The organism is Curtobacterium sp. 179-B 9B NHS (assembly GCF_045370965.1).
Classification (GTDB): Bacteria; Actinomycetota; Actinomycetes; order Actinomycetales; family Microbacteriaceae; genus Curtobacterium.
In genome coordinates this window covers 1-20,803 of sequence record NZ_JBIQDQ010000024.1, presented here as the reverse complement: position 1 = coordinate 20,803, position 20,803 = coordinate 1, and the positions used below count along the sequence as shown (strand labels likewise).

Genomic DNA, 20,803 nt, shown 5'->3' with positions numbered 1-20,803 from the left:
ATCGTCAACGCTACGGTGGGCGCGTGGGCCGGGTCACGCTGCAGGACGTCGCGGAGCACGCCGGCGTCTCGATGAAGACCGTGTCGAACGTCGTCCGTGGCTACCGGCACGTCAGCGACGCCATGCGGACCCGGGTGCAGACGTCGGTCGACGCGCTCGGCTACCGACCGAACGTGACGGGACGGAGCCTGGCCACCGGCCGCACGAACATGCTCGCGTTCGCGTTCCCCGACCTGCGTCGGCCGTACTTCGCCGAGCTCGCGCACGTCTTCTCCGAAGTGTGCGCCGCGCGCGGCTACCAGCTGCTGCTCGAGGAGACCGCCGGGGCGCCGGGTGGCGAGCTGTCGGCGGTCCGTGGGCGCGAGGCAGGCGTCGTCGACGGGGTGGTCATCCACCCGCAGGTGCTCACGCCCACCGAGATCGACCGGGAGCGCGGCGACACCGCGGTCGTGTTCCTCGGCGAGGACGTCCGTCCGGAGGGAGCGGACCTCGTCGCCATCGACAACGTGCGGGCCGCGGCCGAGGCCGTCGCGCACCTCGCGGCCCTCGGGCGGCGCCGGATCGGCTTCCTCGGCCACGAGGTGGGTGAGCAGTCGCGCACGTCGGCCTTCCGGACGGAGGGCTACCGCGACGGCCTCTCCGCGGTCGGGTTGCCCTTCGACCCGTCGCTCCTGGTGGCGCGGGAGGTCGGTGACGCCCGCGGGGCGGAGGAGGCCTTCGGACGCGCGCTCGACCAGGGGCTCCGGATCGACGGGCTGCTCTGCCGCGACGACCTCGCCGCCGTCGGGGCGCTGCGGGCGATGCGCCTGCGGGGGCTCGAGGCGCCCCGCGACCTGGCGGTGGTCGGGTGGGACGCGATCGGACTGGCCGCCAGCCTGGTGCCGAGCCTGACCTCGGTCGCGCCGGACACGGTCGCGCTCGCCGAGGCAGCCGTCGACCGGCTGCAGGAGCGCATCGAGGGACGCCCGGGCGAGGGTCGGGCGGTGACGGTCGGCCACCGGCTGCTGGTGGGGGAGAGCGCGCCCTACCCGGACGGCTCCGTCGACTGATCCGGGCGGCCCGTCGTCGGACCGCCCGGCGACGACGACGCGGCCGCCGGAGCCTCTCGTCGGACCCGGCGTCGGGCCTCACGGAGGCTCGCGCGCTGCAGGCGCATCGTCGGCCACCCCGCTGCCCGCGCGTGCGCGGCGAGTCCCTGGTCCGGGTTGACCACCACGGCGTGCCCGACGAGCGACAGCAGCGGGATGTCGTGCCGTGAGTCCGAGTACGCCCAGCACCGGGCGGGGTCTGCGCCGGTCCGGGCCAGGAGCGCACGGGCGGCGACCGCCTTGTGCTCCCCGTGCAGGAACGCCCCGTCGAGGCGGCCCGTGTACGTGCCGTCCCGCACCTCGAACACGCTGCCCAGTGCTCCGGTCAGACCGAGACGGCGCGCGATCACCTCCGCCAGGAACGTCGGTGTCGCGGTGACGAGCCACACCTGGTGGCCCTTCGCGAGGTGCTCCTGGGCGAGGGCAGCGGTCTCCGGCCACACGGACGGCTCGGTGTGCCGGACCCAGACGTCGTCCGACAGCTCCGCCATGTCGGCGACCGTGATCCCGGTGATCACCTCGAGCCCGCGGGTCTGCGCGGCCGCCAGGTGCCGGTCGTTCTCACCGCGCACCTTGAACCGCGCGTGCTTCCACCCGGCACCGAGGACGTCGCGCAGGGTGATCAGGCCGGCGGCGCGGAGTCCGCGCACGAGGTGGAACGCGCTCGCTCCGTGCACGAGGGTGTTGTCCACGTCGAAGAACGCGAGGACCGGGGAGCCCGCCTGTTCGTCCGCCATCCGACCAGGCTAGGCGACGTGGCTGCGGGCCGCGTCCGGGCGCTGGCTCGGACTGCCCGGTCGGTCTGCGACGTCCCGCGTGTCGCTCGACACGTGCGACGTGCCGCTCCCACAGGACCGGGGCCCGCCTGCGTCATCGCTCCCCGGGGTGCACGCTCCCGAGCAGCTCGACCAGGGCACTGCGCAGCGACTCGGGCAGCCCGACGGTCTCGAGCTCGGCCATCCGGTCGGCGCGGGGTGCGTCGCGGTCGACGACCTCCCACGCGGTGAGCTTCTCCGCGTTGCCTGCCTGGGCGCCCTCGAGGAGCTGCCGTGCGGCGTCGCGGGCGTCGACACCGATCGTGGGCGGCCCGGCGAGGGGCAGGACCGCGCCGGTGTCCGTCGCGACGTCCAGGTCGACCGAGAACCGGTCGGCCGACGCTGCGTCGATCTCCTGTCCGGCCGCGGGCGACCCCAGGAAGGTGACGCGCCAACGACGCCACGCCGGCACGCTGCCGAGGTCGCCCTCGGCGGGGGCGATCCGGAACACGCCGCCGTCGCGGTCCCACGTGAGCGTGGTCCGGCACACGCCGTCGGTGCCGGTGCCGGTGCCGGTGCCGGTGCTGATGCCGGTGCCGGTGCCGCTGGGGGTCCGTTGCTCGCGGTCCTCCACGAGCGTGAACGTGCCCGATGCGCCCGGGGCGACGAGTACCTCGAGTGCCGCGGGGTTCACCGTCGCGTCCGACTCGTCCGACGCCGCGAGCGGCAGGATACCGCCCGCGCGCAGCAGCACGGGGATCGTGTCGAGCCCGCGGTGCAGGTCGACGAACCGGTCGCCGGCGTGGGTCGTGCCGGTGAAGACGTCCGTCCACGTGCCCGGCGGCAACCAGGCCCGGGCCCGGCCTCGCCGCGTCACCGGGTCACGCGGCTCGACGATCGGGGCCACGAGCAGCTCCGACCCGAAGGCGTACTCGTTCGGTACCCGGTACGCCTCATCGCGGTGCGGCTCGAGGTGGTACACCGGTCGGACGAGTGCGGTACCCGCGGCCGCGCGGTGGTTCATGGTGTGCAGGTACGGCACGAGCCGGTGGCGGAAGCGCAGGGCGTCGCCCATCGCGGACCGGGGTTCGGCCGGGAACATCCACGGCTCCTTCCGGATGAACGGGTTGTTCGCCGAGTGCAGGCGCATGATCGGCGAGAAGACCCCGAACTGCACCCAGCGCGTGGCGAGCTCGTCGTCGCGCAACCCGCGGGTGTGGCCGCCGATGTCGTGGCTCCACCAGGGGTACCCGACGTTCGCGGCGGTGGCGGTGAACTCGGGCTGGAACGCGAGGGAGGCCCACGAGACGACGGCGTCACCGGAGAACCCGACCGCGTACCGCTGGCTGCCCGGACCCGCGTACCGCGAGAAGGTCATGCCGGCACCGCCGTCGCGCGCGGAGTCGAGCAGGTGGAAGTGGTTGAGCACCCAGAGCGGGTCGACTCCGGGCATGCCGGAGGTGCGTCCCTGCTGCCAGTCGATCCACCAGAAGTCGACGCCCTGCTCCTCGAGCGGCCGGTGCAGGTGCTCGAAGTACGCGCGGAGGAAGTCCGGGTCGGTGGGGTCGAACGCGACCGTCTGCTCGGTGTCGGGGTCGATCCCGGTCGCAGCGGCCATCGCCGGGTAGGCGTCCTCGAAGGCCCGTACGCCGTCGGCGGGGTGCAGGTTGAGCGTGGTCCGCATGCCGCGACGGTGCAGCTCGGCTAGGAAGGCGGGCGGGTCGGGGAAGAGCGACGGTTCCCACGAGTACCCCGTCCAGCCGTTGCCGAAGCGTGCCGGCACGGAGTCGACGCGGTGCCAGTCCATGTCGATGACCGCGACCGAGAAGGGCAGGCGTTCCTCGGCGAACCGGTCGAGCAGCGCCAGGTACGACTCGTCCGAGTACGGGTGGTAGCGGCTCCACCAGTTCCCGAGCGCCCACCGGGGCAGGAGCGTCGGCGGTCCCGACACCGCGTGGAACGCCCGGAGAGCCGCGTCGTAGTCGCGGCCGTAGGCGAACACCTGCACGTCGCGGCGCCCCGGCACGCGGCTGCCGACCCACCCGTCGTCCTCGAACAGGAACGAGCCGGTGTCGTCGAGCGCGACGATCCCGTCGCGCGCCAGGACGCCGGACTCGAGCGGCATCCGCCCGTCCACGTCGTCGAGCGTCCTGCCGGTGCCGCCGAGGTCGCGGGGCTCCTGGCCCCAGCGCCACCGGTTCGCGTCCGCCCCCGAGGTCTCGACCACCAACCCGGTCGCGGAGAACGGCCGTCCGTCGTACCGGAGGGTGGCGCGGTCCGTGGTCACCTCGACCCCGTCGCCCCGCCGCAGGACGGTGTACTCGGGCACCGGCAGGCGTCGTCGCACCGCGAAGGTCGAGGCGCGGTCCTCGAAGCCGCCGTCGTCGCTCCACTCGACACGGAAGAGCCCGTCGCACAGCACGGTGATCCGCCAGTGGTCGCCCTGCACGACGGCGTCGCCGTCGGCGACCGGGTCGGACCCCGGGAAGGGGCGGATGGTGGGCAGCGGTCCGTCGTCGGGGGTGTGCACGTCGGTTCGGTCCTGTCTCGGCCGGTCCGGCCGGTGTCGGTCTGGAGGCTCGGGTCAGCTCTTGACGGCGCCCTGCGTCACGCCGCTGATCACCCAGCGCTGCGCGAACAGGTAGACGATGATCGTCGGTGCCATCGCCATGAGGTACGAGGCGAACGCCACGTTGTAGTTCGTGCCGAACTGGCTCTGGAAGATGTTCTGGACGACCGGCAGCGTCTGCAGACCGGGGTCCGCGGTGATGAGCGACGGCATCATGAAGTCGTTCCAGGAGGCCAGGAAGGCGAAGATGCCGACCGTGGCGTTCATCGGTCCGAGCAGCGGCAGGATGACGCGCCAGAAGATCTGCCACGTCGAGGCGCCGTCGATGCGTGCGCTCTCCTCGAGCTCGACCGGGATGGAGCGCAGGAACGCCGAGTAGAGCAGCACGCTGAACGACAGTTGGAACATGGCGTGCAGGATCGCGACGCCCACCGGGCTGTCCAGCGAGATCATCGCGGTCAGCTTGATCTGCGGCAGGGCGACCACCGGGAACGGCAGGAACATCGCCGCGAGCAGGTAGACGAACGACCAACGGAAGAAGCGGCGGTGCCAGTTCCGCACGATCGCGTAGGACGCGAGCGAACTGAGGAGCAGCGTCGCGACGACGGTGAGGGCGGCCACGCCGAGCGAGACCGAGAACGACACCGGGAAGCGGGTCAGCGTCCAGGCCTCGGCGAAGCTGGCGGGGTTGAACGGGAAGGGCAAGGACAACGCGTTGCCGTCGACGGCCTGGGTGCTCGTCTTGAACGCCATGGCGACGGTGACGTAGAGCGGGACCAGGACGGTGAGGGACGCGATCGCCAGGACGATCGTCAGCGGGACGTCGACGCGGCCGAGGCGGCGCCGGCGGGGCTGCTCCGGTGTGCGTGCGGCGGCGGTCGCGGGGGACCGGGTGTCGAGGGTGCTCATGCGAGTCGGAGGTTCCTTCCGCGCGTCACTGCGAGCTGCAGGACCGAGATGAGGACGGTGATGATGAAGAAGACGGTCGCGTTGGCCATCTGGTAGGCGTAGTCACCGCTCGTGAAGCCCGTGAAGATGGTCATCGCGACGCTGCTCGTCGCCGAGCCCGGTCCGCCGTTGGTGAGCCCGACGATGACGTCGTAGGCGCCGAGGTAGCCCTTCACGCCGAGTACCGTGTTGATGACGATGAAGCCGCCGATCAGGGGCAGTGTGATCGATCGGAGCTGCTTCCAGGCGCCGGCGCCGTCGAGCGAACTCGCCTCGTACACGTCCGTCGGGATGGAGGTCAGTCCCGCCGTGTAGACGAGCAGCGCACCCGGGATCGTCTGCCATGCCGAGACGATGACGATCGCGAGCCAGGCGAGGTCCGGGTCACCGAGGATGCTCTGCTCGAGCGGTCCGAAGCCGACCGAGGTCGCCAGGGCCGGCAGGGTGTTCGAGAACAGGAAGTTGAAGACGTAGGCGACGATGATGCCGGAGACGACCATCGGGATGACGAACACGGCGCGGAGCCCGCTCGCGAAACGCACGCGCTTCGTCAGTGCGATCGCCAGTGCGAGGGCGATCACCTGCGTGATGACCACGGTCACCACGGCGAAGCCGAGCGTGAAGCCGTACGAGCCGAGGATCGCCGGGTCGGACACGAGCGCCCGGTAGTTCTCGAGCCCGAGGAAGTGCCACTGCCCGAAGCCGAGGTAGTCGGTGAAGCTGTAGAAGACACCGATGCACGCGGGGGCGACGACGAACGCCGTGAACAGCACGAGGGCGGGCACGAGGAAGAGGTAGTAGACGCCCTCGGTGCGGCGCAGCGAGCCGACGCGTCGGTGCACGCGGGACGCGACGGTCGCGGGCCCGGGGCGGGGCCCACCGGTGTCCGGTGTGCCGGGGGTCAGCGGGGTCTGGACGGTCATGAGCGCTCCTGGGGTCCTGGTCGGCGGTGCCGGGGTCGCGGCGGTCAGACCGTCGCCGAGCGGCCGGCGAGGCGTCGCCAGTCGGTGTCGAGCCGCCGCAGCATCGACTCGAAGTCGCCGCTGCGGATCGCCGTCTGCATGTAGTTGCCGAGGGGGATGGAGGTGGGGATGAAGGTGCCGGCGCCCTGGTAGAAGTCGCCGCTGTCGACGTACTGCTGCAGGCCGGCCACGCGCTCGTCGGTCTGGGGAGCCGCGTCCTCGGTCGTCGCGAACGCGAGATTGTCGAGGTTGTAGGCGTTGATGACGTCGGGCTGCATGAGGAACTCGACGAGCTCCCGCGCCTCGTCGAGGTGCGTCGTGGTCGTGGGGATCCAGAGCCCGAGGTCGATGTTGACGCGTGCCTGCCGGTCGTCGGGGTCGTCGGACACGGGGAGCGCGAAGGTCCCGACGGGCAGGTCCGGGTCGACGAGCGCGATCTGGCTGAGCGCCCACGGCCCCTGCAGGTACATCGCGACCTTGCCCTGTCCGAACGCCAGGTTGCCGTCGGCGTAGGAGCGGGTCGCGTGGTCCGGGTTGAAGAACGTCGAGATCGTCTTCGCGCGCTCCATCGGCACGGCGAAGTCGCGCTCGAAGGAGACCTCGGCGTCGGGTCCGACGTCCGTGCCGAGCGCCTTCATCTTGCGGAAGAACGTCCCGGTGTCGACCAGGCTGCCCACGGAGTAGTCGAACAGGCCCTGCCACAGCGTCCAGGTGTCGCGGTCGGTGGCGTAGACGGGGGTGACGTCCGTCTTCGAGAGTGCCGTGCAGACGTCGACGAACTCACTCCAGGTCGTCGGGACCGGGAGGTCCTGTTCGGCGAAGATGCGCTTGTTGTAGATGACGCCCGCGGCCGCCAGGGAGAACGGCAGGACACTGGTGCGGTCCTCGAAGGTCGCGTACTGGTTCGTCAGACCGTCGATGCTCTTCCTGACCCTGCTCGCCGACGGAAGGTCGCCGAGGTCGCGGAGTACGCCGCGCTCGATGTAGCGGGCGAGCTCGAGGTTGTCGTTGAAGCAGCCGACGTCCGCCGGTTCGCCGCGGACGAACTGCGGTGCGATGGCGGTCGTGCTGTCGTGCACGACCCGAACGCCGCGGTGCTCATGCTCGAACCGTCGGAGGAGGTCGTCGAAGTAGGCGATCACCTCCTGCTTCTGCTCGTAGAAGCGCAGCGTCGTCCCACCGGCTGCCGCGGCACCCGAGGACGGTGCCGAGCAGCCGGTGAGTGCCAGTGCGCCGAGGCCGATCCCGCCCGCCGCGCCCGCGAGGAATCCGCGACGGCTCAGCGCCGCACGTGCCGTCGTCCTGCTGGTGACCATCGTCGCTCCCTCTCGCGCACCGTCGCGCTCGCTCTGTTTTACAGCGCTGTAAAAGCAAAGTCAACGACTCGACGAGCATCCCTCGGTCGCAGGAGGGGCGTCACGCGTAGCGGCGGGCGGCGCGCAACGCGTGGTCGGTGTACGAGCCGCCGAACAGGTACACGTGCAGCAGCAGCGGCGCGAGCTGGTGGAGCTCGACGCGCTCCTGCCAACCGTCCGCCAAGCGGGACTCGGCGTCGTACCCGGCGAGCACCGTCTCGAGCCGGGGGAGTCCGAACAGCGCCAGCAGTGCCAGGTCGGTCTCCGCGTGCCCGCCGTGCGGCGTTGCGTCGATGAGCACCGCACCGGTCGGTTCCGAGGAGTCCGTGGGCCACAGGACGTTCCCCGCCCAGAGGTCGCCGTGGATGCGCGCCGGAGCGTCGCCGACGAGCCGGGGCTGCGGGGAGCCGAGCGTGCCGTCCTCGAGCCGGTCGGCCACGCGGTCGAACACCGCGGCCTCGGCAGCGTCGAAGCCACCGCGGTCGACGATGCGCTGCACGAAGTCCCGGATGCGGTACTCGGCGAAGAACGCGCCCCAGGTGGCCGGTGCGTCGGCGGCACTCGTGAACGGCGTCCGCGACCGGCCCATCCGCAGGCCGCCGCGGGTCGGGAACCCGGGCGAGGGCGCACCCCAGTGGTCGGCACCGGCGGCGTGGGTGCGTGCGAGCGAGCGACCGAAGCGCTCGGCCTGTGCACGCGTCGGGCTGCCGTCGCGGATCTGCTCGAGGTGGAGCACGGTCGGCTCCGGGTGGTCGAGGACGCGGGCGATCCGGGTGCCGCCCGTCTCCTCGGCCTCGGCGAGCCAGGCCAGTCCGGCGGCCTCGGCGGTCGCCTCGTCGGGGTCGCGGAACGTCTTCACGTGGATCTCGGGCACCGGTCCATCCTGCCGACGGTGCCCGGCGGGTGTTCAGGCTCCGCGGCGGGCGGCGTGCACGACCAGGGCGAGCTGCACCCGGTTGTCGACGCCGAACTTCTCGTACACGTGCCCCACGTGGGTCTTCACGGTGGCCAGGCTCACGAACAGGTCGGCGGCGACCTGTGCGTTCGAGGCTCCGGCGGCCACGGCGAGGGCGACCTCGGTCTCGCGGTCGGTCAGGCTCGCCAGGAGCGCGCGCTCGGCGGCTCCGTCGGCCGCGGCGGTCGCGACGGCGGCCGTCCCACGTCCCGTTCCGGTCGGGGCGCTCGCCGCGACGGCGATGACGCGGTCGAGCACCGACGGCGACAGGATCGACCGCCCGGCGGCGACCGTCCGGACCGCGTGGACGAGGTCGTGCGGCGGGGTGTCCTTGAGCAGGAAGCCCCGGGCGCCCCGCTGCAGCGCTCCGAGCACGAGGTCGTCGTCCTGGAAGGTGGTCAGGACGAGCACGGCCAGCTCCGGCTGCTTCCGGAGCTCCCGTTCGGTGGCGACGAGGCCGTCGCAGCGGGGCATCCGGATGTCCATGAGCACGACGTCGGGTGCTGCGGAGGCGATCACGCCCTCGGCCTCGAGTCCGTCGCCGGCCTCGCCGACGACCTCGATGCCGTCGTCGCCGCTCAGGAGCAGTCGGAGCCCGGCCCGGACGAGGTGGTCGTCGTCGACGAGGACGACCCGGATCGGTGCGCTCACGCCGTCCACGGGAGCACCGCCTCGACCACGTGGGTCCCGTCGTCGTCGCGACCGGCCGTGAAGGTCCCACCGACGAGCCGGGCCCGTTCCGCCAGGCCCCGCAGGCCGTGACCGCCGGGAGCGCCGTCGCCGGTGCTCGCGGGTCCCACCGTCGGGTTGCCCACCCGCACGCGCAGCGCCGGACCGTGGAGCACGTCGACCGTGACGGTGACGGGCTGCCCCGGAGCATGTCGGCGGGCGTTCGTCAGCGCTTCCTGCACCACCCGGTAGGCGTGCCGCCCGACGGTGTCCGGCGCGGCGGTGACGGCCTCGTCGACGGTCGCCGACACCACGGCGCCCGAGGACCGCGCCTCGTCGAGCAGCGCGGGGAGGTCGCGCAGGGTCGGCTGCGGGGGAGCGGTTCCGGCGAGCGTGGCGGTGTCCCCGGGGTCCCGCAGCACGCCGAGCACGTCGCGGAGCTCGGTGAGTGCGGCGTGCGCCTCGGCCCGGACGACCCCGGCGGCCTCGACCGTCTCGTCGGGTGACAGCGACCGGCCGCGGTACTCGAGCGCCCCGGCGTGCAGGGCGACGAGCGACAGCCGGTGTCCCAGCACGTCGTGCATCTCGCGGGCCAGGTGCGCCCGCTCCTGCTCCCGGGCGCGGTCCTCGCGGAGCTGCTGGTCGCGTTCGAGCAGGGCGGCCCGTTCGCGCAACCCGTCGAGCAGGGCCCGCCGCTGCCCGATCGCGATGCCGATCGCGACGAGCAGGGCGGTGAGCACGACGGCCGCGACGAGCACCTGCCACAGGGGCGTGGCGTCCTCGACCGGGTACAGCCCCTCACCGAACATCGAGGCGGCCACGAACGCCGCACTCCCGATCGCGATCTCGGCCGGGCGCCGCCGGGTGACGAGCGAGACCAGCGCGAGGACGGCCGCGCCGACCGCGAAGGTGGACACGGTGCTGCCGGCGATGACGAGCACGCCGACGAGCAGTGGTGCCCGGTGCCGGAAGGGGACCAGGACGAGCGCGGTGAGCCCGACCGCGAGGTCGACGAGCAACGCCGCACCGAGCCGGGCCTCGCTCCACCGTGTGGTGTCGAGGGTCGACCAGATCGCGCTGAACGCGGTGAGCCCGACGAGTGCCGCGAGCACGAGTCGCCACGACTGCGCCCACACGCGTCGGCCGAGGGGCACGGGACGGAGCACGGTCGAGGTCACGGCTCCGAGCCTAGGAACCCCGGCACCCGCGCCGGATCGGCCGAAGGTCGGAGAAACGGCGGCGGCCGGGGTCACACTGCGTCGACGAGGGCCCGGGCCAGCGGGTGCCACGGCCGCGAGTCCGGTCCGCTGAGCACGAGTGTCCGCACGTACCGCGGTTCCACGGGCAGCATCACCAGGTCGTCCGGCAGCATCACCCGCCCGAGCGTCGGGACGATCGACACCCCCTCGCCCCGCTGGATCATCCCGAACATCGTGCTCATCTCCCGCACGCGGTGTGCCCAGCGGAACGGTTGCCCGGCGAGCTCGTGCATCCGCTGGATCTGGTGCTCGCAGCCTCCGCCACCGGCGACCAGCCCGTCCTCGTGCAGGTCGTCGAGCGTCAGCGCGGCACTCGACGCGAGCGGGTGGTCGCGCCGGACGACCGCGCCCATCTCGTCCCGCGCGACGACCACGCTCCCGTCGGGTGCCGGCACCGGGTCGACGAGCACGGCGGCGTCCACGGTGCCGCCCTCGAGCCACTCGGCCATCTCGTCGTCGTCACCCTCGTAGACCTGCACGTCGACGTCCGGCAGCGTCACCGCCCACAGCTCGCGGAGCCGCGGCAGCAGGCCCTGGCAGACCGTCGGGACGGCGGCGAGGCGCACGGTGCCGCGGATCGTGGCGGGCCGCACCACGGCCTCCAGGGCGTCGACCGAGGCGAGCACGCTGCGGGCGTGGGCCAGCATGCGGTCGCCGAGCGGGGTGGCGACCGCGGCGCCGCCGCGCCGGACCACGGGCCCGCCGACCTCGCGCTCGAGCCCTGCGACGGCGTGCGAGACGGCGGACTGACCGACGCCGAGGGTGGTGGCCGCGCCCGTGAAGGAGCCGGCGTCCACGGTGGCGACGAAGGCGCGGAGCTGCGGGATCGAGAGGGTCATGCGTGTCCTTCATGCCGTCATGCAGTTCAGTCGTTCGACACATGTGCCGGACGTGGCCGATGCTAGCGCTCGTGAACGCCCTCCTCTACGTCCTGGTCGCCCTCACCTGGGGTTCGAGCTTCTTCTTCGCGAAGATCGGGCTCGAGGGACTCGCACCGCAGCAGGTCGCCACCGTCCGCACGGTCCTCGGAGCCCTCACGCTCGTCGTGGTGCTGCTCGTCACCCGACGGCGGTGGCCGCGCGAGCGGCGCCTCTGGGGACACCTGTTCGTCGTCGCGGTGTTCCTCAACGCCGTGCCGTCCTCGCTGATGGCGTGGGCCGAGCAGACCGTGCCGTCGGGTCTGGCGAGCATCTACAACGCCACGACGCCGATCATGACGCTCCTCGCGCTCGCGGTGCTGGTGCCGTCCGAACGGCTCAGCCGCCGCCAGCTCGGCGGCGTCGTGCTGGGGATCGTGGGTGTCCTCGTGCTCGTCGGTCCGTGGGACCTGGTCGGCGACCCCGCCGTGCTCGCCACCGTCCCCGGCCAGGTCGCACTGCTCGGCATGACCGCGTCCTACGGCATCGGACTGGCGTGGCTCCGGCGCTTCGGCGTCGGCAGCGGGCAGGACCCGACGACGGTCGCGACGGTGCAGCTCACCCTGGCGGCGCTGCTCATGCTGCTGGTCGCGCCGGTCATCGCGACCGGGCCGGTGGACCTGGACTGGAGGATCGTGGCCGCGATGGTGGCGCTCGGTGCGGTGGGCACGGGGCTGGCCTACGCGTGGAACACGCGCCTGGTCGGCGCGTGGGGCGCGGGGCGTGCCTCGACCGTGACCTACCTGACGCCGGTGGTCGGGGTGGCGCTCGGGGTCCTCGTGCTCGGGGAGCCGCTGCGGTGGAACGAGCCCGTGGGTGGGGTGGTGGTGCTGCTCGGGATCGCGCTGGCGTCCGGGGTGCTGCGCGGGCGGCGGCGGAGCGCCCCGCGGGCTGCAGCCGCCGCCTGACGTCGCTCGGGCGGGGCGGGGCGGGCTGCGGGGCTCCGGCTCTGGCGCTGCCCGTTCTTTCCCACAGCGGCTGCGATGGAAGGTGGAACCGGGCGTACCTGGTGGGAACGGACGACCAGGTACGCCCGGATCGACCAGGTACGCCCGGATCGACCAGGTACGCCCGGAACGGCCGGGTACGCCCGGGAGGACTCGGCGCGCTCACCCGCGGCAGTACGCTCGCCCGGTGCTGACGATCGAGACCGTGCTCCCCGGTGCGCCCGCCGCCGCGCGCATCCTCCGCCGGTACACGTCCGAGGTCGCCTCGCGGTGGTACGGCCGCCCTGCGACGGAGGACGAGGTCGACCAGGCACTCCGCGACGAGCCCTCCGACGACCTCACGGGCACGACCGGTGTGCTCCTCGTCGCCCTCGACGACGGGGTACCGGTCGCGTGTGCCGGCGCGCGCTTCCGCGGGGACGTCGCCGAACTGACCAAGGTGTTCACCCTGGGCGAGGCCCGCGGACGGGGCATCGGGAGACGCATGGTCCGCGCCGTCGAGCGGGTGTGCGCGGAGCGGGGCGTCGACACGGTCCAGCTCGACACCCGCGGGGAGCTCGCCGAGGCCTGCGCGTTGTACGAGCGGCTCGGCTACCGGCGGGTCGAGCCGTTCAACGACGAGCCGTACTCCGACCGCTGGTACCGGAGGTCCCTCGCCGGAACGTCCGCCTGAACCTCCGGCGGGTCAGAAGGCGGCGAGGGCGTTCTCGAGCATCCGGTGCCCCTGTCGTTCGAAGCGCTCGTCGTGCACCGCGAAGGCCCACACGGCCGTCCCGACCGCCTCACGCAGCTGGAGCGAGCGCCAGTCGTCGGTGTCACGAGGATCGGACCCGTAGCCCGCGAAGAACGCGTGCTCGAGCTCGGGGGAGTCCTCCCAGTGCAGGACCGCCAGGCGGGTGAGGTCCGCTGCGGCCGGGCGGAACCCGAAGCGACCGAAGTCGATCGCACGCAGTCGGCCGTCCTGCACGATCCAGTTCCGGGGGTGCCAGTCGCCGTGCGTCGGCACCAGGGTCGCGGCGTGCGGGGTCGACGACCGGAGCAGCGTCCGCGCGCGGTCCTCGAGCTGCGGATCGATGCGGTGCGGGGCGTCGAGGGAGCGGAGTGCCTTCGCGGTCTCGGCCGTCAGGTACTCCGCATCGGTGCGGGCCGCCTGGTCGTGGAGCCGTCGGAGGATCGTGCCCGCCTGCCGGTGCACGGTCGCAGCGGTCTCGTCGGGGGTCCCGAGCGCGAGGTGCCCGGGGACCCGCTCCAGCACGAGCACACGGCTCTCGGTGTCCGCGGCGACCAGATGGCCCGTGTCGTCACCACGGAGGAGCGCCCCGGTCCACTGCCGGTGCGCCGTCAGCTCCCGTGGGAAGTGCGTGTTCTCCGGTCCGGACGCCTTCACGGTGTGCTCCCCGGCACCGTTCCGGACGTGGAGCACCCGGGTGTCGAGGAGGCCCCACGACTCGTCCGCCACCATCGACGCCCCGGGGAGCACCTGCGCGACGAACGCCGCCTGCGCCGGGCTCAGCCCGCTGTCGTCCCACCCCACGGCGCCATCCTGGCACGTGCGCGACGAGTGGTCATCCGGTAGTCGCGCACCGTCCTTGTCGCCCTCGGACACGGGCGGTACAGTCCGGATCACCCGTCGACGGAGACGGCCCCTCGACGGGACGAGGAGCGCACCGCAGTGCTGCGCGCTCCCCGCACGTGCCGCCGCCGACCGATCGAGGAGGATCACATGGCGAGCAACCACGCAGTCGCGTACAAGGGACCCGGGAAGGTCGAGGTCATCGACACCGACTACCCGACGTTCGAGCTCAAGGACGGACCCGGGGTGAACCCGGCGAACGTCGGACGCAAGGTCAACCACGGGGCGATCCTGCGCACCGTGGCGACGAACATCTGCGGCAGCGACCAGCACATGGTCCGCGGGCGCACGACGGCACCGACCGACCTCGTGCTCGGGCACGAGATCACCGGCGAGGTCGTCGAGGTCGGGTCGGACGTCGAGTTCATCAACGTCGGCGACATCGTCTCCGTGCCCTTCAACATCGCGTGTGGCCGCTGTCGCAACTGCAAGGAGCGCAAGACCGGCATCTGCCTCAACGTCAACCCGGACCGTCCGGGCAGTGCCTACGGCTACGTCGACATGGGCGGCTGGGTCGGCGGCCAGGCCGAGTACGTGCTCGTGCCGTACGCCGACTGGAACCTGCTGAAGTTCCCGGACCGCGACCAGGCGCTCGAGAAGATCCTCGACCTCGCGATGCTCTCCGACATCTTCCCGACCGGCTTCCACGGTGCGGTGACCGCCGGGGTCGAGGTCGGCTCGACGGTCTACGTCGCCGGCGCCGGGCCCGTGGGTCTCGCCGCCGCGACGGGCGCGTTCCTGCTCGGAGCGAGCGTGGTGATCGTCGGGGACATGAACGCCGACCGGCTGGCGCAGGCGCGCAGCTTCGGGTGCGAGACGGTCGACCTGACGAAGGGCGACCCGGCCGACCAGATCGACCAGATCCTCGGTGAACCCCTCGTGGACTGCGGCATCGACGCCGTGGGCTTCGAGGCGAAGGGGCACGGCTCCGGTGCCGGACACGAGGCCCCGGCCACCGTGCTCAACTCCCTGATGGACGTCACGGCCGCCGGCGGCGCACTCGGCATCCCCGGGCTCTACGTCACGGGTGATCCGGGCGGCGTCGACGAGGCCGCGAAGAAGGGCGCCCTGTCGCTCAGCCTCGGCACCGGGTGGGCCAAGTCGCTGTCCTTCACCACGGGGCAGTGCCCGGTGATGAAGTACAACCGGCAGCTGATGATGGCGATCCTGCACGACCGCACGAGCATCGCGAAGAACGTCAACGCGAAGCCGATCGGACTCGACGAGGCCCCTCGCGGGTACGAGGAGTTCGACAAGGGTGCCGCGACGAAGTACGTGCTGAACCCGAACGGCCTGATCCCGGCGGCCTGACCGCCGCACGGTCCGCGTCGCATCGACACCCGGTGCGGCGCGGGCCGTGGCCGTCGTCGCACTCGCGCAGCCACCGGTCCGTACGCTCGCCGGTGTGAGCGACACCCGCCGGCCCTCGACCGTCCGCCTGCTGTTCGCGTCGTCACACCCCGGACCGACGGTCACGGTGACGGTCCTCGCCGCGGTGATCGCCGCGGCCGTCGGGCACCCGTGGTGGCTCGTCGTGCTCGTGGCGCTCGCCGTCGTGGCCGGGCAGCTGTCGATCGGCCTCGCCAACGACTGGATCGACGCCGACCGCGACCGGGCCGTCGGCCGCAGTGACAAGCCCGTCGCCCGCGGACTGATCCCCGTCGGGACCGTCCGGACCGCGGCCGTGACGACCGCGGGTGTCGCCGTGCTCCTGTCGCTCGCCCTGGGCTCGGTCGCCGCGGTGGCCCACGTCGTCCTCGTCGCGGCCGGCTGGGCCTACGACGCCGGACTGAAGCGGACGGTCTGGTCCGTCGTGCCGTTCGTGGTGGCGTTCGGTCTGCTGCCGGTCGTGTCCGTCGCTGCCGGGGGCGACGGTTCGTGGCCGGCGTGGTGGGCGATCGCCACCGGAGCGGTCTTCGGTGTCGCGATCCACTGCACCAACGTGCTGCCGGACCTGCTCGACGACGAGGCGACCGGCGTCCGTGGGTTCCCCCACCGGCTGGGGCTCCGGGGCGCGGGGACGCTGGCGTTCGGGTCGCTCGTCGTCGCGGCGGCGCTGGTGCTCGGCGGCCAGGTCGCCGGCGGAGGCGTCGGCACGGTCGGGACGGTCCTGGCGGTCGTCGGAGCCCTCGTGGTCGTCGTGCTCGCGGTGGTCGGGATCCGCCTCGTGTTCGCCGGTCGTCCGACGCGGGCACTGTTCCGCCTGGTCATCGCGTCCTCGCTCGTCCTCGTCGTCGAGCTCGGCGTCGCCGGCGCCCGACTGATCGCCTGACGGCACCGGAAGCGGCACCGGGACCGGCACAGGCACAGGCACAGGCACAGGCACAGGCACCGGCACTGGCACTGGCACCGGAAACGGCATCGGCACCGGCTGACTCAGGCCCACCGCATCGCGTAGACCCCGGCGAGCCCGTCGGCGCTCGGCAGCGCGAGCACGGTGCGGAGCAGCGCCTCCCGCCCCACCGACCCGAGCACGCCCGTGGGACGCCCGAGCGCCATGTTCAGTTCCGCCTGCCGAGCAGCCCGCCGCGCCGCGGCCTGCCGCCCGACGGCGTACCCGTTCGCGGACTCCTGCCACGGCCCGTCCGTGCCTGAACGGACGGCCTCGGCGAGCAGTGGCGCGAGCGCGGCGGCGTCGAGCCAGCCGAGGTTCATGCCCTGGCCGCCGATCGGACTGATCTCGTGCGCGGCGTCCCCGACGAGCACCACCCGTCCGACACCGACGTGCGACGCCTCCCGCCGCCGCACCCGGAAGCCGCTCGTCATCGTGCACGTCGCCGGGTCGGGCCGGGCACCGGTGCGTCCCGCGACGATCGCGGCGAGGCGGGCGGCGGCGTCCGGGTCCGGTTCGCCACCGGCCGGTGCGGTGCGGTCGTCCGGCACGAGGGCGACGTACCGCCGCCTGCCACCCGGCAGCGGGAACGACTCGACGACCCCCTCCGGTCCGACGTCGACCAGTGCTGACGACCGGGCCTGCTCGGGTTCGGGGTCGGCGAAGTCGCCCATCACGTACCGGTCGCGGTAGTCGCGGCCCGAGGTCGCGATGCCGACCAGGTCCCGCACCGCGCTCCGGGCGCCGTCCGCGCCGACGACGAAGGCCGCCTCGACGACGACCGGGGCACCGTCGGGTCCGACACCGTGCGCCACGACGTCCCCGACGCGGCGGGACAGGGCGGTCACCGTCGTGCCCGTCCGCAGCGTCCCGGACGCGAGCCGGTCGCGCAGCAGCGCCTCGGTGCGGTGCTGGTCGAGCGTCGCGACGTACGGGTGCGTCGCGGAGGCACGGTCGAACGACAGCGTCCCGAGTTCCCGTCCGCGACTCCGGGCCACGCCCGTGCGGACGAGCACCGCCTCGGCGAGCACCGCGGTGTCCAGGCCGATCGCGGCGAAGGCGTCGAGCGACGGCGGGTGGATCCCGATCGCGCGCGAGCCCGTCGGCTCGGTGCCGCGCCGCTCCCAGACGGCGACCGTGACGCCCGCCCGCTCGAGGAGCGCAGCGGTGAACAGGCCGACGGGCCCGCCCCCGACGACGAGCACGTCGACGCGTTCCGTGGTCACGGAGGCGAGCCTACGGACCCGTCGCGGCGACCCACCCAGGCGTCGTCGGACGGGAGGCGCGTGGCGGGCGCGCCACGGGCCTCCCGTCCGACGGTGCGTGACGTCGGCGGACGCTCGCCGACGTCGTCAGGTGGTGACGCGTGCGCGTTCGGCGCGGTCCTCGGCGGCGAGTCGACGGGCCTCGCGGAAGCGCTTCTGTGCCTTCTCGACGGGGACCTCGACGGCGTACGCGGCGCCGACCGCCACGACGACGGCGACCGCGATCATGAGCACCTTGCCCCACGGCCCGACGGCGAAGGGGTCGAGGAGCGCGATGACGAGCGGGTGCCAGAGGTACGCGGCGTACGACACGCGCCGACCGAACCACGAGACCGGCGACCAGGCGAGTGCGGCCGACAGCGGCGACCGCACCGACACGAGCCCGCCGATGAGCACCGCGGAGACGACGCCCGTGAGCGGCAGCACGACGCTGAAGGTCCAGGCGTGATGCGCCCAGTCGTCGCCGATCCACAGCATGGTCCCGGCGAGCAGGACGATCCCGGCCCAGGTCGCGACGTGCCCGGCGATCCCGGCGGCCCACGTGCGGATGCGCTCGTCGTCGAGCAGCAGCGCGAGCAGGCAGCCGGTCGCCAGCGGGACGACCCCGAGCACGGGGGAGAAGTAGACGTCGGGCGTCGCGCCGCTGTTCGGCTTCGCGTAGACCAGGCCGGCGACGACCGAGCACGCCACGATCACCGCGCCGAGCCCGACGACGAGCCAGCGTCGACGGGAGCGGACCAGGAAGAGGAGCACCAGGACGGGCGGCCAGACCAGGTAGAACTGCTCCTCCATCGACAGCGACCACGTGTGCGCGAAGACGCCCTGCGTGGTGTCCCAGAAGGAGCGGAAGAGGTTGCCGGTGTAGGTCAGTGCGATGAACGCGGCCTCGCCGGGGCTGAACGAGGCGCCCTTGTAGTCACCGACCCAGTTCCACAGGAGCAGCCCGACCACGACGAGAGCGACGAGGGCCGGGTAGAGCCGGAGCAGACGCTTCAGCCAGAAGGTCCCGAGACGGATGCGTCCGGTCTTCCGGTGCTCGCCGAGCAGCAGCGTCGTGATGAGGAACCCGGACAGGGCGAAGAACACGGTGACGCCGATGAAGCCGCCCTCGAACTGCGGCACGTGCAGGTGGTACAGGATCACCATGGCGATGGCGATCGTCCGGAGCCCGTCGAGGGCCGGAGCGCGGCGGGTCAGCGGCGGTGGCGGCGTCGGCCGGGCAGCACGGATCCCACGGCCGACCGGTGTGCTGCGGTCGACCGCGTGGGCGTGCTCGGGGGCGAGGGTGTTCGTCGCCACGGTTCCTCCCTGTGAGGATCGTTCGAACGGATGACGACGAGCTTGCCCTGTCCGGGTAAGAGCACGCTCAAGATCCGGGGTGCAGGATCCGGGTCAGTGCGTCCAGCCGCTCGTGCACGATCGTCGCGAAGTCGCGGTCCTCGCCGTCCGCGATCCACTGCGTGAAGGACAGGTGGAACACCGTGACCGCCGTCTCTGCGGCGATCGTGGCCGCCGGCTCGTCGATCCCGTGTGCGCGCAGTGCGCCGCCCAGGTGGACCTTCAGGGTCGCGAGCTTGCCGAGCTCCCGCTCGCCCAGTGCGGGGACGGCGTCGATGACCTGCTGTCGGGCCCTGGACCACGCGCGACGGTCGTCGGGGAAGAACGCGGCCGCGGAGTCGAGCGCGCGACCGACCAGGGCCAGGGCGGGCGTCCCGACGGGCGCCTGGGCGATCGGGTCGGTGAACATGCCGGTGAAGTCGTCCTGCCCGGCGAAGAGCACCTCGCGCTTGTCGGCGAAGTGCCGGTAGAAGGTGCGCTCGGTGACCTCGGCCGCCGCGGCGATCTCGGCGACGGTCGTCTCGTCGTAGCCGTGCTCGGCGAAGCGCTGCAGTGCGGTCGCCTGCAGTCGTTCCCGGGTGCCCGATCGCCATCGTGCCATGGGACGATCCTACTGATGACAGTCGCTGACATCGAGTGCTACGGTGATGTCAGTCCGTGACATCAGGCCGCGGGCACCCCACGAAGGGACCACTCATGCACGTGTTCGTCACCGGGGCCTCCGGATGGATCGGCTCCCACACCGTCGACGACCTGCTCGCCGCCGGGCACGACGTCACCGGCCTCGCGCGCTCCGACGCGGCGGCGGCGGCGCTCGAGACGAAGGGCGTCACGGTCCTGCACGGCGACCTCGACGACCTCGGGGCGCTCGCCCGGGGTGCGGCCGGTGCCGAGGGGGTCCTGCACCTCGCGAACAAGCACGACTGGTCCGACCAGGCTGCGACGAACGCCACCGAGCGCGCCGCCGTCGAGACCCTCGCGAACGCCCTCGTCGGCACGGACCGCCCGTTCGTGGTGGCATCCGGGGTCGCCGCCCTGGCTCCGGGTCGTCCCGCCGAGGAGCGGGACCCGTCTCCCTTCACGGGCGTGGACAGCCCCCGCGGTGGCAGCGAGAACCGGGCACTCGACTTCGTGGACCAGGGGGTCCGCACGATCGCTGCGCGGTTCAGCCCGACGACGCACGGCGTCGGCGACCACGGCTTCGTCGCGTACCTGGCCGGGGTCGCGCTCGAGCGCGGGGTGTCCGGCCACGTCGGTGACGGCAGCAACCGCTGGGCGGCCGTGCACGTGGACGACGCCGCCCGCATGGTGCGACTCGGTCTCGAGCAGGCCCCCGCGGGCGCACGCTTGCACGCCGTCGCCGAGGAAGGGATCCCCACGCGGGACATCGCCGCGGCGATCGGCGACGCGCTCGGGCTGCCGGTCACGAGCATCGACCCGTCGGACGCGTCGGCGCACTTCGGGTTCATCGGCGGGTTCTTCGGCGCGGAGATGTCGGCGTCGTCGACCGCGACGCAGGAGTTGCTCGGGTGGGAGCCCGTCGGGCCGTCCCTGCTGGAGGACATCGCCGCGGGGGCGTACGCACACGCCGCCGCGCGCTGACGGCCGCGCCCGCCGCGCTCGTCACGCTCGTCACCACGGTGGCGAGACTCGGCACAGCGGACAGTTTCGCGACGCAACCGCCGCGAATCTGTCCGCATGGCCGAGTCTCGGCCCGGGCCGGCGCCGGGCCGGCGGCCGGCCCGGCCGGGCCCGGGCGCGTATACACATCTCCGAGCCCACGAGACCGCATTCCGGATCTCGGTTGCCGG

Annotated in this window: 19 protein-coding genes; 6 read left to right on the top strand and 13 right to left on the bottom strand. The window is 72.9% G+C overall.

What is annotated here, in order from left to right; genetic code table 11:
* Window positions 1-23: 23 nt before the first annotated feature.
* On the top strand, window positions 24-1,049 hold the full coding sequence (locus ACH0A8_RS15140; RefSeq protein ID WP_209685762.1) for a LacI family DNA-binding transcriptional regulator: 1,026 nt from the start codon (window positions 24-26) through the stop codon (window positions 1,047-1,049).
* Here the strand turns inward: ACH0A8_RS15140 and ACH0A8_RS15135 are convergent.
* The 9 genes from ACH0A8_RS15135 to ACH0A8_RS15095 all read right to left on the bottom strand — a co-directional run bounded on the left by ACH0A8_RS15135 (window position 1,025) and on the right by ACH0A8_RS15095 (window position 11,399).
* Complete coding sequence (locus tag ACH0A8_RS15135) at window positions 1,025-1,825, bottom strand: HAD family phosphatase (RefSeq protein ID WP_209685760.1); 801 nt, start codon at window positions 1,823-1,825, stop codon at window positions 1,025-1,027. The genes ACH0A8_RS15140 and ACH0A8_RS15135 overlap by 25 nt on opposite strands.
* 133 nt (window positions 1,826-1,958) lie before the next feature.
* The gene (locus tag ACH0A8_RS15130; RefSeq protein ID WP_406907471.1) at window positions 1,959-4,373 is read right to left on the bottom strand and encodes a TIM-barrel domain-containing protein; all 2,415 of its coding nucleotides are present in this window, start codon (window positions 4,371-4,373) and stop codon (window positions 1,959-1,961) included.
* A gap of 54 nt (window positions 4,374-4,427) precedes the next feature.
* Complete coding sequence (locus ACH0A8_RS15125) at window positions 4,428-5,321, bottom strand: carbohydrate ABC transporter permease (RefSeq protein ID WP_209685759.1); 894 nt, start codon at window positions 5,319-5,321, stop codon at window positions 4,428-4,430.
* On the bottom strand, window positions 5,318-6,283 hold the full coding sequence (locus tag ACH0A8_RS15120) for a carbohydrate ABC transporter permease (protein ID WP_209685757.1): 966 nt from the start codon (window positions 6,281-6,283) through the stop codon (window positions 5,318-5,320). Before ACH0A8_RS15120 ends, ACH0A8_RS15125 begins: the two co-directional genes overlap by 4 nt.
* A 44-nt stretch (window positions 6,284-6,327) precedes the next feature.
* Complete coding sequence (locus tag ACH0A8_RS15115; RefSeq protein WP_245172470.1) at window positions 6,328-7,638, bottom strand: ABC transporter substrate-binding protein; 1,311 nt, start codon at window positions 7,636-7,638, stop codon at window positions 6,328-6,330.
* Between the two features lie 100 nt (window positions 7,639-7,738).
* Complete coding sequence (locus ACH0A8_RS15110) at window positions 7,739-8,551, bottom strand: fructosamine kinase family protein (RefSeq protein ID WP_251160420.1); 813 nt, start codon at window positions 8,549-8,551, stop codon at window positions 7,739-7,741.
* Window positions 8,552-8,584: 33 nt separating this feature from the next.
* Window positions 8,585-9,292, bottom strand: coding sequence for a response regulator transcription factor (locus ACH0A8_RS15105; RefSeq protein ID WP_209685755.1), 708 nt, complete (start codon window positions 9,290-9,292; stop codon window positions 8,585-8,587).
* On the bottom strand, window positions 9,280-10,479 hold the full coding sequence (locus ACH0A8_RS15100) for a sensor histidine kinase (RefSeq protein ID WP_209685753.1): 1,200 nt from the start codon (window positions 10,477-10,479) through the stop codon (window positions 9,280-9,282). Before ACH0A8_RS15100 ends, ACH0A8_RS15105 begins: the two co-directional genes overlap by 13 nt.
* Before the next feature lie 71 nt (window positions 10,480-10,550).
* Window positions 10,551-11,399 carry a LysR family transcriptional regulator gene (locus tag ACH0A8_RS15095; protein ID WP_209685751.1) on the bottom strand — a complete coding sequence of 283 codons (849 nt, stop codon included), beginning with the start codon at window positions 11,397-11,399 and terminating at the stop codon, window positions 10,551-10,553.
* 71 nt (window positions 11,400-11,470) lie between these two features.
* On the opposite strand from ACH0A8_RS15095, the gene ACH0A8_RS15090 reads away from it, so the two are divergent.
* Both ACH0A8_RS15090 and ACH0A8_RS15085 read left to right on the top strand, forming a co-directional pair.
* Window positions 11,471-12,385, top strand: a complete 915-nt coding sequence (locus ACH0A8_RS15090) for a DMT family transporter (RefSeq protein WP_406907470.1) — start codon at window positions 11,471-11,473, stop codon at window positions 12,383-12,385.
* A 226-nt stretch (window positions 12,386-12,611) separates the two neighbouring features.
* The gene (locus ACH0A8_RS15085; RefSeq protein WP_311206522.1) at window positions 12,612-13,097 is read left to right on the top strand and encodes a GNAT family N-acetyltransferase; all 486 of its coding nucleotides are present in this window, start codon (window positions 12,612-12,614) and stop codon (window positions 13,095-13,097) included.
* Window positions 13,098-13,109: 12 nt separating this feature from the next.
* On the opposite strand, the gene ACH0A8_RS15080 is transcribed toward ACH0A8_RS15085, so the two are convergent.
* Window positions 13,110-13,958: an aminoglycoside phosphotransferase family protein gene (locus ACH0A8_RS15080; RefSeq protein ID WP_066655978.1), complete on the bottom strand. Its 849-nt coding sequence runs from the start codon at window positions 13,956-13,958 to the stop codon at window positions 13,110-13,112.
* Between the two features lie 189 nt (window positions 13,959-14,147).
* Here ACH0A8_RS15080 and fdhA point away from each other — a divergent pair, with 189 nt between their 5' ends.
* Together fdhA and ACH0A8_RS15070 are read left to right on the top strand one after the other, a co-directional pair.
* Window positions 14,148-15,368 (top strand): formaldehyde dehydrogenase, glutathione-independent, encoded by a 1,221-nt coding sequence (fdhA, locus tag ACH0A8_RS15075; RefSeq protein ID WP_066655976.1) that lies wholly within the window; start codon window positions 14,148-14,150, stop codon window positions 15,366-15,368.
* Window positions 15,369-15,462: 94 nt separating this feature from the next.
* Entirely contained in the window at window positions 15,463-16,329 is an 867-nt protein-coding gene (locus ACH0A8_RS15070; protein ID WP_406907469.1) for a UbiA family prenyltransferase, read from the top strand.
* A 104-nt stretch (window positions 16,330-16,433) separates the two neighbouring features.
* Here ACH0A8_RS15070 and ACH0A8_RS15065 read toward each other — a convergent pair whose 3' ends face one another.
* The 3 genes from ACH0A8_RS15065 to ACH0A8_RS15055 all read right to left on the bottom strand — a co-directional run bounded on the left by ACH0A8_RS15065 (window position 16,434) and on the right by ACH0A8_RS15055 (window position 19,593).
* Window positions 16,434-17,615 (bottom strand): NAD(P)/FAD-dependent oxidoreductase, encoded by a 1,182-nt coding sequence (locus ACH0A8_RS15065; RefSeq protein WP_066655974.1) that lies wholly within the window; start codon window positions 17,613-17,615, stop codon window positions 16,434-16,436.
* Window positions 17,616-17,741: 126 nt separating this feature from the next.
* A complete protein-coding gene (locus tag ACH0A8_RS15060) occupies window positions 17,742-18,953 on the bottom strand; it encodes an acyltransferase family protein (RefSeq protein ID WP_406907468.1) in 1,212 nt (403 codons plus the stop codon).
* A gap of 67 nt (window positions 18,954-19,020) precedes the next feature.
* Window positions 19,021-19,593, bottom strand: coding sequence for a TetR/AcrR family transcriptional regulator (locus ACH0A8_RS15055; protein ID WP_406907467.1), 573 nt, complete (start codon window positions 19,591-19,593; stop codon window positions 19,021-19,023).
* Between the two features lie 95 nt (window positions 19,594-19,688).
* Here ACH0A8_RS15055 and ACH0A8_RS15050 point away from each other — a divergent pair, with 95 nt between their 5' ends.
* Entirely contained in the window at window positions 19,689-20,594 is a 906-nt protein-coding gene (locus ACH0A8_RS15050) for an NAD-dependent epimerase/dehydratase family protein (protein ID WP_406907466.1), read from the top strand.
* The last annotated feature ends 209 nt before the right edge of the window (window positions 20,595-20,803 follow it).